This window comes from Sphingomonas caeni (assembly GCF_026013415.1).
GTDB lineage: Bacteria > Pseudomonadota > Alphaproteobacteria > Sphingomonadales > Sphingomonadaceae > Sphingomonas > Sphingomonas caeni.
In genome coordinates this window covers 26329-38183 of the sequence record NZ_JAPDOK010000011.1, presented here as the reverse complement: position 1 = coordinate 38183, position 11855 = coordinate 26329, and the positions used below count along the sequence as shown (strand labels likewise).

Sequence of the window (11855 nt, the reverse complement as noted above, 5' to 3'; positions counted from 1 at the left end):
GCGTAAGCCGGTTGCGGCCAGGGCTCCGGCCTTCGCCGGAGCACGGTGATTATCCGGGAGTGGAGAAGCCGAAGCCTCAGGCCTCGTCGGTCTCGACCAGCTTCCAGTTGGGATCGTCGCTCTTCAGGTGGCGCGCGAAGGTCCAGGCGTCGTGCGCCTCGACCGCGTCGGTCATCGAGCCGGCGACCAGATTGCCCTCCTGATCGCGCGTCACCGAAGCGATATCGGCGTCGAAGCGCACCGTGATCCGCGCCACCTTGCCCTCGACCGAGGCCTCGGCGATCAGCGCGCGCTCGATCACGATCAGGCGGTTCTCGAGGACATGACCCTGCGCCTCGCGCTCGGCGATCGCCTCGGAGAAGCCCTCGCGGACATCCTCCTCGACCAGCCAGGTCAGCGTCTCGACATCGCCCTTCCAAAAGGCTTCGAGGATCATGCGATAGGCGGCCTTGGCGCCATCGACGAACTGGGCGACGTCGAAGCTCGGATCGGCGGCGATCACCGCGCGCAGGCCGGTCTCGGCGCCCGATTCGATCGTGCGGCCGCCGGTCTCGCGGACCTCCGGGACCACGTCGATCGTGCGCGGCAATGGCGGCACCATGCGCTCGTCCGCGGGCTTGGGCAGGGGCTGCTCGTGACCGGTGCGCTTGCCGAGCACCGCGTAGAGACGCAGCGCCAGGAAACCGGCCACCATCGCGAACAGAACAATGTAAATCACCGGACCTCCAACGCTACGCGGGCACTATACATAGGGCTAAGCGCATATGGTTTCAAATAGCCTTGACCCAACACCTTTAACCGCCCGTTGAAACCCTGCCGCACCCCTGCTAGGCGCGGCGCTCGCACGAACGCGCGGGAAGCGCGAATTATCCGTAAACGAAGGACGAATTACGATGGCCGACGAGACCGCTGCCGAGCCCTATGCCAATGGCGAAGATACCGCCCCGGCGGTCGGCGTTATCACGCAATATGTGAAGGATTTCTCGTTCGAGAACCCGAACGCGCCCGCCATCTATCAGACCCAGATCACCCCGAAGGTGGACGTGCAGTTCAACATTGCTTCGGCCCAGGTCGGCGAGGAAGTGTTCGAGGTGGTCCTCAAGATCGAGGTCAAGGCCGAGCATGAGGGTCAGGTCGCCTTCCTGGTCGATCTCTCCTATGCCGGGCTTTTCGGGCTGCGCAACGTGCCCGCCGAGGCGATCGAACCCTTCCTGCTCTCGGAAGGCCCGCGCATCCTCTTCCCCTTCGCGCGCCGCGTCCTCGCCGACGCCGTCCGCGACGGCAGCTTCCCGCCGCTGATGCTCGAGCCGCTCGATTTCAACGGCATCTATCAGGCGCAGCTCGAGCAGCGCGCCGCCGCCGAGGCCGCCGGGGCCGAAGGCACGGCCTGAAACGGATGGGGGGAGTATCCGTCATGCGGGCCTCCCCCCCAACCGTTCGCCCTGAGCTTGTCGAAGGGCGGTTCTCCACGGGCGAAACCCTCGCGAGCGGAGGGGCGGGCTTCGACAAGCTCAGCCCGAACGGGGTTTGAGTTGAGCACCACGCCATGAAACTCGTCCGCACGCTTGGATCGGTTGGCGGGCTCACGCTCGCCAGCCGTTTGCTCGCTTTGGTCCGCGATTCGCTCCAGGCGCGCTATGTCGGGGCGAATTTCGCGTCGGACGCGTTCACCGTCGCCTTCCGCCTGCCCAACATGTTCCGCGCCCTCTTCGCGGAGGGCGCCTTCTCCGCCGCCTTCATCCCGATGTTCAACCGCAAGGTGAACGAGGACGGTGGCCTCCCCGCCGGCCTCGCCTTTGCCGAGCAGGCGCTGGCGGTGCTGTTCGTGATCCTGCTGGTGCTGACCGCGGTGATGCTCGCCGCGGCCTGGCCGCTCACCTGGGCGATCTCGGGCGGCTTCACCAAGCAGCACCCCACCCCGGACCAGTTCGCCTTCGCGGTCCAGCTGTCGCGGATCACCATCCCCTATCTGATGCTGATCAGCCTCGCCTCGCTGCTCGGCGGGATCCTCAATTCGCTCGACAAATTCTGGGTGAATGCCGCCGCGCCGGTGCTGCTCAACATCGCGATGGTCACTGCCCTCATCTTCTTCAACGGCGACCCGTATGAAACCGCGCGCGCCCAGGCGATCGCGATTCCCGTGGGCGGCGCGATGCAGCTCGCCTGGCTCGCCTGGGCCTGCCGCGGCACCGGCATTTCGCTCCGCCCGCGCCGCCCGCGCCTCAATCCCGAGGTCAGGAGCCTGATGAAGCAGATCCTCCCCGCCGCGGCGGGCGCGGGCGCGTCGCAGATCAACCTGCTGATCTCGAGCGCGCTCGCGGGCTATCTGCTGACCGCGGGCTCGCTCAGCTACATCTATTATGCCGACCGGGTGAACCAGCTCCCGCTGGGCATGATCGGCATCGGGCTCGGCACCATCCTGCTCCCCACCGTCTCGCGCCTGCTCACCACGGGCCGCGAGGCCGAGGCGATGGAGACGCAGAATCGCGGGATCGAGCTCGCGCTGTTCTTGACGCTCCCCGCGATGGTCGCGCTGATCGTCGCCGCCGAGCCGATCGTGCGCGGCCTGTTCCAGTACGGCCAGTTCGATGCCGAGGACGCGCGCCTCTGCTCGCTCGCGCTCGCGGGCTTCTCGCTCGGCCTGCCCTCCTATGTCATGGTGAAGGTCCTCACCCCCGGTTACTACGCGCGCCACGATACCCGTACGCCGGTGCGCTACGCGATCTGGTCGGTCGGGGTGAACATCGCGGCCAATGCGATCCTCATCCCCACCATCGGCCATGTCGGCCCGCCGCTCGCGACCGCGCTCTCATCGTCGGTCAATGTCTGGATGCTGTACGTCACGCTGGTGAAGCGCGGCCATTTCAAGGCCGATGCGCAGCTCCGCCGCCGCCTCCCCCGCCTCGCGCTCGCGGCGCTGCTGATGGGCGGCGCGGTCTGGGGCTTCGACCGGCTGCTCGATCCGTGGCTGTCGGGCATGATGTGGCAGCGCTACGCCGCTTTGGCGGCGCTGGTATCGGGCGGCGTCGCCATCTATGGCGTCGCCTGCTTCGTCACCCGCGCCTTCCTGATCAGCGACATCACCGCGCTGATCAGGCGTCGCAAACCCAGCGATGGGATACAGGAATAAGCATGCGAGTCGTTTCAGGCATCCAGACCACCGGCAATCTGCATCTCGGCAACTATCTGGGGGCGATCAAGAACTGGGTGGCGATGCAGGACCAGGGGGAATGCCTGTTCTTCCTGGCCGATCTCCATGCGCTGACCGGCACCGTCAGCCCGCAGGAACTCGCCAATTCGACGATCGAGATGGCAGCGACCCTGCTCGCCGCCGGCATCGACGACCGCTCGATCCTGTTCAACCAGGCGCGCGTCCCCGCGCATGCCGAATTGTGCTGGATCCTCAACGGCACCGCCCGGATGGGCTGGCTGAGCCGCATGACGCAGTGGAAGGACAAGGCCGGCAAGAACCGCGAGGGCGCGAGCGTCGCCCTGTTCGACTATCCGGTGCTCCAGGCCGCCGACGTGCTCGTCTACAAGGCGACCCATGTGCCGGTGGGCGAGGACCAGCGCCAGCATCTCGAGCTCGCGCGCGACATCGCCACCAAGTTCAACCTCGACTTCAATGTCGATCTCTTCCCGCTGCCCGACGCGCTGATCAGCAAGGCCGCGCCCAGGATCATGAGCCTGCGCGACGGCAGCGCGAAGATGTCCAAGTCCGACCCGTCGGACCTGTCGCGCGTCAACCTCAGCGACGATGACGACACGATCGCCGCCAAGTTCCGCAAGGCCAAGTCGGACCCCGACGTCCTCCCCGACAGCTTCGACGCGCTCGAAGGCCGCCCCGAGGCGAAGAACCTCGTGACGATCTTCGCCGCGCTATCGGACCGCGAGCCGCAATCGGTGGTCGAGGAGTTCGCCGGCAAGGGCTTCGGCGCGCTCAAGCCCGCATTGGCGGACCTCGCCATCTCGGTGCTGGGGCCGATCCGCGATCGGCTGGTGCGCATGCACAATGACCGGGCGCACGTCGGCGCGGAGCTCGCCAAGGGGGCGGCAAAGGCCCAAACGCTCGCCGCCCCAACCCTCCGCGCCGCGCAGGAGGCGGTCGGGCTGCAGGTCTGAATAACGTTCGTCATCCCGGCGAAAGCCGGGATGACGACATTTGGAACCATCACCAGCCCCAAGCGCTTCATCGCATCGAGAGTATCGATGCGTAAACTCGTCCCCCTGCTGCTTGCCTCCTTCGCCGTCGCGTGCAGCGGCGGGAGCGGTTCTCTCGAGAGCGGCGGCGGCGGAGGTGGCGTGATCGTCACCCCGACGCCCACCCCCACGCCGACCCCGGGCGCAACCCCGACCCCAACGCCCTCCTCGACCGAGCCCGCCAACGGGTCCGAATTCTTCGGCTCGATCGCGACGCTCTATTCGGTCCAGCCCGATCTCTCGATCTGCCGCGCGGGCATCCTCAAGCCCGAGGTCGGCCAGCGGGTGCTCGCGGTGCTCAACAATATCCGCGCCTTTCACCGCCTGCCCCCGGTCGCCTACGCCACCGCCGAGGAGGCCGACGAGATGCAGTCGGCGCTGATGCAGGCCGCAAATGGCGCGCTCAGCCACACGCCCCCGACCAGCTGGAACTGCTACACCGCCGCCGGCGCCAACGCCTCGGCGCAGAGCAACCTCTATATCGGGCTCGGCTCGGGCCTGTCCTACACGCGCAACGACGATATCGTGATCGGCTGGCTGACCGACGTCGATAATCTCGTCCTCAACAGCGTCGGCCACAGGCGGTGGCTGCTCTATCCGTTCCTGAGCACTATCGCCTATGGCCGCGTCGCCGGGCGCTACCAGCTCTCGAACAAGGCCGACGCCTCCGCGCTCAAGGTGATCAACACCAGCCAGGCCACCCCCGCGAGCCTGCCCGACTTCGTCGCCTATCCCTATGAGGACTACCCGGCGCGCTATTTCGCCAACGGCGCGCTCTTCTCCTTCGGCGTCCTCGCCAACAAGAACAGCGCCTTCGGCACCAACGCCACCGTCAACTTCTCCGCCGCCACGATCACCGTCCGCGAACGCGGCGCCGGCACGCTCGCGGTCAGCCAGATCGCCTTCGACAATGACGGCTTCGGCCTGCCCAACAATCTCCAGTGGAAGGTGACGGGGCTCAAGACCAACACCTTCTACGACGTGACGATCGCGAACGTCGGCGTGAACGGGTCCGCGCGCAGCTACACCTATTTCTTCCGGATCATTCCCTGAGGCCAAGGGGCGCGGTTGCGTCGAGATTCAGGTCAGGGCGAGTCGAAAATGGTGGTTGGCCGTGACCCGGAGCGCAGCGTGCTCAAGCACGTGAGCACCGGAAGCGCGGACAACCGCCATTTGCAGGCCGCCCTGGGCTGAATATCGATGCAACCGGCAGCGGGGTGGAGGCGTGACCCTAGCGTTGCCCCGCTCTCGTCTCCTCCACCCCGCCCCCACCCCCGGAGGGGCAGGAAGGCAGTCGGCGCCTCAGGCGCTCTCGAGCTGCCGCATCAGCGTGCGCACCGCGCTGTCGATCTCGCTGTCCTTGCCGCGCAGATCCTCGATCCGGCGGACGGCATGGATCACCGTCGAATGGTCGCGGTTGCCGAACTTGCGCCCGATCTCGGGAAGTGAGCGAGTCGTCAGCCGCTTCGCCAGATACATCGCAATCTGGCGCGGGCGCGCGATCGCAACGGCGCGGCGTTCCGAAATCAGGTCGATCTGCTTGACCGCGAAATGGGCGGAGACCGCGCGCTGGATCTCGTCGATGGTGATGCGGCGCTGAACGCTGCGCAGCACCTCGCCCAGCGTCACCGTCGCAAAGTCGATCGTGATCGCCTCGCTGTTGAGCTGGGCATAGGCGACGAGCCGGTTGAGCGCGCCTTCGAGTTCGCGGACATTGGTGGTGATCCGCGCGGCGAGCAGCTCGATCACTTCCGCCGGCATCGCGACCCGCGGCATGTCCTCGAGCTTGCGCTGCACGATCGCGCGGCGCAGGTCGAGCTCGGGCACCTTGATGTCGGCGACCAGCCCCGAGCCCAGCCGGCCCGCGAGCCGCGTCTCGAAACCCTCGAGCGCCTGGGGCGCGCGGTCCGCGGCGATCACCAGACGCTTGCCCGAGTTCATGAACTCATTGACCGTGTGGAAGAATTCCTCCTGCGTCGAATCCTTGCCGCCGATGAACTGGAGGTCGTCGATCATCAGCAGATCGACCCCGCGAAGCCGCGTCTTGAAAGCATGCGTGTCCTTCGCGCGCAGCGCCTGGACGAACTCGAACATGAAGCGCTCGGCGGGCATGTAGATCGCGGTCGCCATCGGATTGGCGGCGAGGAACTCGTGCCCGATCGCGTGCATCAGATGGGTCTTGCCCTGCCCGGTACCCGAATGGAGATAGAGCGGGCTGAACACCGGATCGCCCGCGCCGGCGAGCGAACGCGCGGCGTTGAACGCCACCCGGTTCGAGGCGTCGGTCACGAACCGGTCGAAGGTGAAGCGCGGATCGAAGACCGGACGCTCGGCGGGCGGCGCGAGCGGGATCGCGGGCCGGTCCTCGGCGGTCACCACGCGCTTCGGCTCGTCCGAGATCGTGTCGATCGACACGGCGGTCACCGACGGCAGCACCGCCTTGAATTCGAGCAGCAGCCGCTCGGCATAATGGTTGCGCACCCACTGCGTCAGGAAGGCGGACGGCAGGCCGAGGCGAATCGAGTCGATGGTGCTCGATTCGACCAGCACCACCGGCTTGAGCCACTGGTCGAACAGCCGCTGGCCCGCCGAGCGGCGCAGATTCGCGCGCACATGCGTCCAGGCCTTCGATACCGCCGTCACTTCACCCGCTTCCAAGACCCGCGCTTCCGCCATTTGCCGATTCACCCCTCCTTATCCGCGGAAACCATTGCCCCTTCCGCGCGCCTGTTTCGTTGCGACAAAGCTCCCTCACGCGGGAATCACGAGACCCGCGGGGCGCTGCCACACATCGATTGACCCCGGCGAGACTGCGTGCCGGGGAGGGGCATTTAGAAAGCGAAATCTGAGTCGGGCAAGAGCGCGGGGCGTAAAAAAATTGAAATAGTTTTGTTGACTCAATGCAATCAAAGGAAATGCGTGGGGCATTCTTTCATCGCATTGAAATCATGGGGTTAATCTTGGTTAACGCAGCTGCGAACCCCGCGACTCGCGGGATTCCGTCATGTCCCCGATTCGTTCTAGGCTAGCCCTTCGCACACGCGAAAAACCCCGCCGAAGCAGCTCCGGCGGGGTGATCGTTACGAAAAAGTGACGCTTATGCGAGCGCTTCGAGACGCTTGTTGAGACGCGAATATTTCCGCGACGCGGTATTCTTGTGCAGCACGCCCTTGGCGACGCCGCGCGCCAACTCGGGCTGGACGACCGCGAGCGCGGCGGAGGCCGCGGCCTTGTCGCCGGCTTCCAGCGCGGCTTCCGCCTTCTTCACATAGGTGCGGATGCGGCTGACCCGCGCACCATTGATCTCGGCGCGGCGCTCGTTGCGCCGGATACGCTTCTTCGCTTGCGGCGTATTCGCCATGCGTCTGTCGTCCTGCTCAAAATAGAAAGGCGTGGAAGCGGGTCCACGCCGGAAAGAGGGGCCCCTTAGCGGCAGAGGTGAGTCGGGTCAACCATTAGCGCTGGCATTTGGGGCACCAGAAGGTCGAGCGCCCGCCATCGGCGCGCCGCGCCACCTTCTCCCCGCATTCGCACGGCTCACCCTCGCGCCCATAAACCCGCCACTGCTTGGCGAAATAGCCGAGCTCGCCATCGGGCCGGGCATAGTCGCGCAGGGTCGATCCCCCCGCCTCGATCGCCGCGGCCAATACCTCGCGAATCGCATCAACCAGCTTCACCAGCCGCGCCCTGGCCACCTGGCCCGAGGGCCGGGTCGGCGCGATCCCCGCCATGAACAGCGCCTCGCACACATAGATATTGCCCAGCCCCGCCACGACGCGCTGATCGAGCAGCAGCGCCTTCACCGGCGCCACGCGATCCTCGAAGGCCCGCGCCAGATAGGCGGCGTCGAATTCCGGACCCAGCGGCTCCGGCCCAAGCGCCGCGAAGGCGGGCCACGCCGCCAGCGCCTCGGTCGGCACCAGATCGACCGACCCGAATCGCCGCGCATCGTTGAGCGCCAGCCGGTGCGCCGCGGTCTCGATCAGCAGGTGATCGTGCGTCAGCAGCTCCCCCGGATCGATTCGCCACCGCCCCGACATGCCGAGATGGAAGATCATCGTGTCGCCGCGATCGGTGTCGATCAGCCCATATTTTGCGCGCCGCCCCAGGCTCGTCACCCGCGCGCCGGTCAGCCTTTGCCCCAGCCCCGCGGGAAAGGGCCGCCTCAGATCGGGGCGGCGCAGCGTCACCCGCGCGATCACCTGCCCCTCGAGCACGGGGGCCAGGCCGCGAACGGTGGTTTCGACTTCGGGAAGCTCGGGCATGTATTAAATCCGATCCGTATCCAAGCCCGCTACCTTCAGGCGCTCGACGATCTTGCGCATCTTGACGAACTCGGTGCCCCACGCAGGAGTGAGTCCGACATTCTCAGAGAATTCCCGCCCCGAAATCCCCTCCAGAACATCAGCGTATTTGATGCACTGCAGATGGAGTTCTGCCACATAAGCATTTCTGGGAGCGCGATCGATGGCGCGCTTGATCCGCTCGTAAGCCTCTTTCTTCGTCATTACCGCCTCCAATCCGCCCCTCAATGCCACCCGCATATCAGATAAAAAGCAAAATGCAATATTATTTATGCATAATGCTAGGCGGAGGTCACTAGCCTTGTTCTTGGGGTGGCGCTACAGCCCCTCGCATGCCCGATACCGTCTCCTTCGGCTACGAAGACGTCGCCCCCGAGGAGAAGACCGCCCGCGTCCGCGGGGTCTTCTCGAACGTCGCCGCCAAATACGACCTGATGAACGACGCCATGTCGGGCGGGCTCCACCGCGTCTGGAAGGACGCATTCGTCCGCCGCGTGAAGCCGCGCGCGGGCGAGCACATCCTCGACATGGCCGGCGGCACCGGCGACATCGCCTTCCGCATGGCCGAATCGGGCGCGAGCATCACCGTCGCCGACATCAACCCCGAGATGCTCGCCGTCGGCATCGAGCGCGCCGCCGAGCGCGGGCGAGCCAACGGGCGCAAGCCCGATATCGGGAGCCTGGTGTGGAGCGAGGCCAATGCCGAGACGCTCCAATGGCCCGACAGATTCTTCGACGCCTACACCATCGCCTTCGGCATCCGGAACGTGACCGACATCCCCGCGGCGCTCCGCGAGGCGCACCGCGTGCTCAAGCGCGGCGGCCGCTTCTTCTGCCTCGAATTCTCGACCAATGTCTGGCCCGGCTTCGCGCAGGTCTATGACGCCTATTCGCACCATGTCGTGCCCAAGCTCGGCAAGCTCCTCGCGAACGACGAGGACAGCTATCGCTACCTGATCGAATCGATCCGCCGCTTCCCCGACATGCCCAGCTTCCAGCGGATGATCGGCGAGGCCGGCTTCGTCCAGACCCGGGTCGAGCCGATGCTCGGCGGGCTCGTCGCGATCCACAGCGGCTGGAAGGTCTGACGCCCAAGTGACCGCCCCCGCGATCCACCTGTTCCGCCTGCTCAAATGGGGCCGCATCCTCGCGCGCCACGGCGCCTTGCGCGGTATCGAGCGCGATCCGAATACGCCGAAACCCGTTCGCCGCCTCGCGCGCATCGCCCGGTTCGGCGCGCGCGTGCCAGCCGTGCCTACCTACGCCACCGCCTTCCAGGAAATCGGCCCCGCCGCGATCAAGCTCGGCCAGACGCTCGCCACGCGCCCCGACCTGGTCGGCGAGGAGGCCGCGCACGACCTGCTCCGCCTCCAGGACGCGCTGCCCCCCGTCCCCTTCGAGACGATCCGCGCCCGGATCGAGGCGAGCCTTGGCCGCCCGATCGAGAGTTTCTTCGCCTCGATCGACCCCGAGCCGATCGGCGCCGCCTCGATCGCGCAGGTCCATGGCGCGATGACCACCGACGGCCGCCATGTCGCCATCAAGGTGCTCCGCCCCGGCATCGAGACCGAGTTCGCCAAGGCGATCGACACCTATGAATGGGCCGCCGCGCAGATCGAGGCGATGGGCGGCGAGGCCGCGCGGCTGCGCCCCCGCCTCGTCATCGAAACCTTCAAGCGCTGGACCGCGCGCGAACTCGATCTGCGCCGCGAGGCCGCCTCGGCCTCCGAGCTCGCCGAGCATATGGCCGCCGAGCCCAATTACTATGTCCCCGCGATCGACTGGCAGCGCACCACCGGCAAGGTCCTGACCCTCGAATGGCTCGATGGCATCAAGCTCTCCAAGCGCGAGAAGCTGATCGAAGCTGGCCACGATCCGCGCCAGCTCGCCGAGACGATGATCCGCGCCTTCCTCCGTCAGGCGATCTCGGACGGCTTCTTCCACGCCGATATGCACCAGGGGAATCTCTTCGCGCTCCCCGATGGCCGCGTCGCCGCGATCGATTTCGGCATCATGGGCCGGATCGATCGCCGCGCGAGGGTCTGGCTCGCCGAGATCCTCTATGGCCTGATCACCGGCAATTATGCCCGCGTCGCCGAAATCCACTTCGAGGCGGGATACGTGCCCCCGCACCATAATGTCGCCGAGTTCGCGACCGCGCTGCGTGCGGTGGGCGAGCCGATGCGCGGCCAGCCGGTCAAGGACATGTCGATGGGCGCGATGCTCGACGGCCTCTTCTCGATCACCCGCGATTTCGACATGCAGACCCAGCCGCATTTGCTGCTGCTGCAAAAGACGATGGTGATGGTCGAGGGCGTCGCGCGCACGCTCGATCCCGACATCAATTTGTGGGACGTCTCCGCCCCGTTCGTGCGCGAATGGATCCGCACCGAGCTGGGGCCCGAAGCCAAGATCGCCGACCGCCTCGTCGAGGATTTCCGCACCCTCGCCCGCCTGCCCCAGCTGATCCGCAACATCGAGGCGCGCTTCCCCACCCCGGGCGGCGCCCCCCCCGCTCCGCCGCTCAAGGAGATCGAGAGGATCACCGTCGTCGGCGGCTGGCGCTATGTCGCGGTCGCGGTGCTCAGCGCCGCGGTGACCGCCGCCGCGACGGTGTGGCTCCTGGGCTGAGCCCCGGTCAATCGGCGCCCACCGGCCGCCACCATTGATTGTCCCCGCCGTTCCAGGGGAATGCGTTGATCAGCGCACCCTGACTGATGTCGCTCTCGAACACATCGACGACATGGTCGCGGTCGTAATTGTTCAGCGCGATCCAGGGATCGGGGTCCAGCGGATCGGCCCAGAAACGCGTAAACCCGGTGAGGTTAGGCGCCACCCTGTAATCACCATAACTGTCCCATGACAGGGTCAGGATTTGGGGCTGGAGCGGAGTAGGCTGAGTCAGGAACAGTCCGAAGGAACCGTCGTCGTTCGTCTGCACCTCGAAAACCGTCGCCTCGGGAGCAGGCCCGTTCGCAAGGCGATGGACGTAGCAGCAGATATCCGATGGACCGGGTTGCGGGGTGAAGTCGGTGTACTTGCCCAGAGTGGCCGCGAGCACGACATCGGTGCCGAGCTTTGAAAAGAAGCGAAAACGCTGCCCGTCCTGCGGTATCCAGACCATGTCAGACTTCCTTGTGCGCGAACCCCACCCAGCCCGGCCCCGGGACCCCGAGATCGCCGCCAGTGTTCTGGAGGAACCCCTGCTGGATCGAATCGAGCGTGTCGAACTCCTCGGGCGGGACGATCAGGTTCCAGCCACCCTCCTGCGCCATCTGGACGACGTTATCCGAGGTAGGGCCATAGAAAACGCAGCAGATGTGCATGGTATTTCCTCCCGAATCGCCTGCG

General features: G+C 66.3%; 13 protein-coding genes. 6 read left to right on the top strand and 7 right to left on the bottom strand.

What is annotated here, in order from left to right; all coding sequences use genetic code 11:
* Window positions 1-76: 76 nt before the first annotated feature.
* Window positions 77-718 (bottom strand): Tim44/TimA family putative adaptor protein, encoded by a 642-nt coding sequence (locus OF829_RS19260; protein ID WP_264941822.1) that lies wholly within the window; start codon window positions 716-718, stop codon window positions 77-79.
* A gap of 175 nt (window positions 719-893) precedes the next feature.
* Between OF829_RS19260 and secB the strand changes: the two genes are divergently transcribed.
* The 4 genes from secB (at window position 894) to OF829_RS19240 (ending at window position 5253) form a co-directional block, all read left to right on the top strand.
* Window positions 894-1391, top strand: a complete 498-nt coding sequence (gene secB / locus OF829_RS19255; protein ID WP_264941821.1) for a protein-export chaperone SecB — start codon at window positions 894-896, stop codon at window positions 1389-1391.
* 155 nt (window positions 1392-1546) lie between these two features.
* Window positions 1547-3130, top strand: coding sequence for a murein biosynthesis integral membrane protein MurJ (gene murJ / locus OF829_RS19250; protein ID WP_264941820.1), 1584 nt, complete (start codon window positions 1547-1549; stop codon window positions 3128-3130).
* A 2-nt stretch (window positions 3131-3132) separates the two neighbouring features.
* Window positions 3133-4122 (top strand): tryptophan--tRNA ligase, encoded by a 990-nt coding sequence (gene trpS, locus OF829_RS19245; RefSeq protein WP_264941819.1) that lies wholly within the window; start codon window positions 3133-3135, stop codon window positions 4120-4122.
* Window positions 4123-4209: 87 nt separating this feature from the next.
* On the top strand, window positions 4210-5253 hold the full coding sequence (locus tag OF829_RS19240; protein WP_264941817.1) for a CAP domain-containing protein: 1044 nt from the start codon (window positions 4210-4212) through the stop codon (window positions 5251-5253).
* Between the two features lie 249 nt (window positions 5254-5502).
* Here OF829_RS19240 and dnaA read toward each other — a convergent pair whose 3' ends face one another.
* The 4 genes from dnaA to OF829_RS19220 form a co-directional block, all read right to left on the bottom strand.
* The gene (dnaA, locus tag OF829_RS19235; RefSeq protein WP_264941816.1) at window positions 5503-6876 is read right to left on the bottom strand and encodes a chromosomal replication initiator protein DnaA; all 1374 of its coding nucleotides are present in this window, start codon (window positions 6874-6876) and stop codon (window positions 5503-5505) included.
* Window positions 6877-7297: 421 nt separating this feature from the next.
* Entirely contained in the window at window positions 7298-7561 is a 264-nt protein-coding gene (gene rpsT / locus OF829_RS19230; protein ID WP_264941815.1) for a 30S ribosomal protein S20, read from the bottom strand.
* 94 nt (window positions 7562-7655) lie between these two features.
* Window positions 7656-8465 (bottom strand): bifunctional DNA-formamidopyrimidine glycosylase/DNA-(apurinic or apyrimidinic site) lyase, encoded by an 810-nt coding sequence (mutM, locus tag OF829_RS19225; protein ID WP_264941814.1) that lies wholly within the window; start codon window positions 8463-8465, stop codon window positions 7656-7658.
* A 3-nt stretch (window positions 8466-8468) separates the two neighbouring features.
* Complete coding sequence (locus OF829_RS19220; RefSeq protein ID WP_264941813.1) at window positions 8469-8708, bottom strand: HTH-like domain-containing protein; 240 nt, start codon at window positions 8706-8708, stop codon at window positions 8469-8471.
* A 128-nt stretch (window positions 8709-8836) separates the two neighbouring features.
* Here OF829_RS19220 and OF829_RS19215 point away from each other — a divergent pair, with 128 nt between their 5' ends.
* Window positions 8837-9592, top strand: coding sequence for a class I SAM-dependent methyltransferase (locus tag OF829_RS19215; RefSeq protein WP_264941811.1), 756 nt, complete (start codon window positions 8837-8839; stop codon window positions 9590-9592).
* A gap of 7 nt (window positions 9593-9599) precedes the next feature.
* The gene (gene ubiB, locus OF829_RS19210) at window positions 9600-11135 is read left to right on the top strand and encodes a 2-polyprenylphenol 6-hydroxylase (protein WP_264941810.1); all 1536 of its coding nucleotides are present in this window, start codon (window positions 9600-9602) and stop codon (window positions 11133-11135) included.
* Window positions 11136-11142: 7 nt separating this feature from the next.
* On the opposite strand, the gene OF829_RS19205 is transcribed toward ubiB, so the two are convergent.
* On the bottom strand, window positions 11143-11628 hold the full coding sequence (locus OF829_RS19205) for a hypothetical protein (RefSeq protein WP_264941809.1): 486 nt from the start codon (window positions 11626-11628) through the stop codon (window positions 11143-11145).
* A 1-nt stretch (window position 11629) separates the two neighbouring features.
* Window positions 11630-11830 (bottom strand): hypothetical protein, encoded by a 201-nt coding sequence (locus OF829_RS19200; protein ID WP_264941808.1) that lies wholly within the window; start codon window positions 11828-11830, stop codon window positions 11630-11632.
* Window positions 11831-11855: the final 25 nt, after the last annotated feature.

Coding starts and splice junctions, on each gene's coding strand:
- OF829_RS19240 (WP_264941817.1), top strand. CDS start 4,210: ATGCGTAAACTCGTCCCCCTGCTGCTTGCCTCCTTCGCCGTCGCGTGC.
- OF829_RS19220 (WP_264941813.1), bottom strand. CDS start 8,708: ATGACGAAGAAAGAGGCTTACGAGCGGATCAAGCGCGCCATCGATCGC.
- secB (WP_264941821.1), top strand. CDS start 894: ATGGCCGACGAGACCGCTGCCGAGCCCTATGCCAATGGCGAAGATACC.
- mutM (WP_264941814.1), bottom strand. CDS start 8,465: ATGCCCGAGCTTCCCGAAGTCGAAACCACCGTTCGCGGCCTGGCCCCC.
- OF829_RS19200 (WP_264941808.1), bottom strand. CDS start 11,830: ATGCACATCTGCTGCGTTTTCTATGGCCCTACCTCGGATAACGTCGTC.
- dnaA (WP_264941816.1), bottom strand. CDS start 6,876: ATGGCGGAAGCGCGGGTCTTGGAAGCGGGTGAAGTGACGGCGGTATCG.
- OF829_RS19205 (WP_264941809.1), bottom strand. CDS start 11,628: ATGGTCTGGATACCGCAGGACGGGCAGCGTTTTCGCTTCTTTTCAAAG.
- murJ (WP_264941820.1), top strand. CDS start 1,547: ATGAAACTCGTCCGCACGCTTGGATCGGTTGGCGGGCTCACGCTCGCC.
- rpsT (WP_264941815.1), bottom strand. CDS start 7,561: ATGGCGAATACGCCGCAAGCGAAGAAGCGTATCCGGCGCAACGAGCGC.
- trpS (WP_264941819.1), top strand. CDS start 3,133: ATGCGAGTCGTTTCAGGCATCCAGACCACCGGCAATCTGCATCTCGGC.
- OF829_RS19215 (WP_264941811.1), top strand. CDS start 8,837: ATGCCCGATACCGTCTCCTTCGGCTACGAAGACGTCGCCCCCGAGGAG.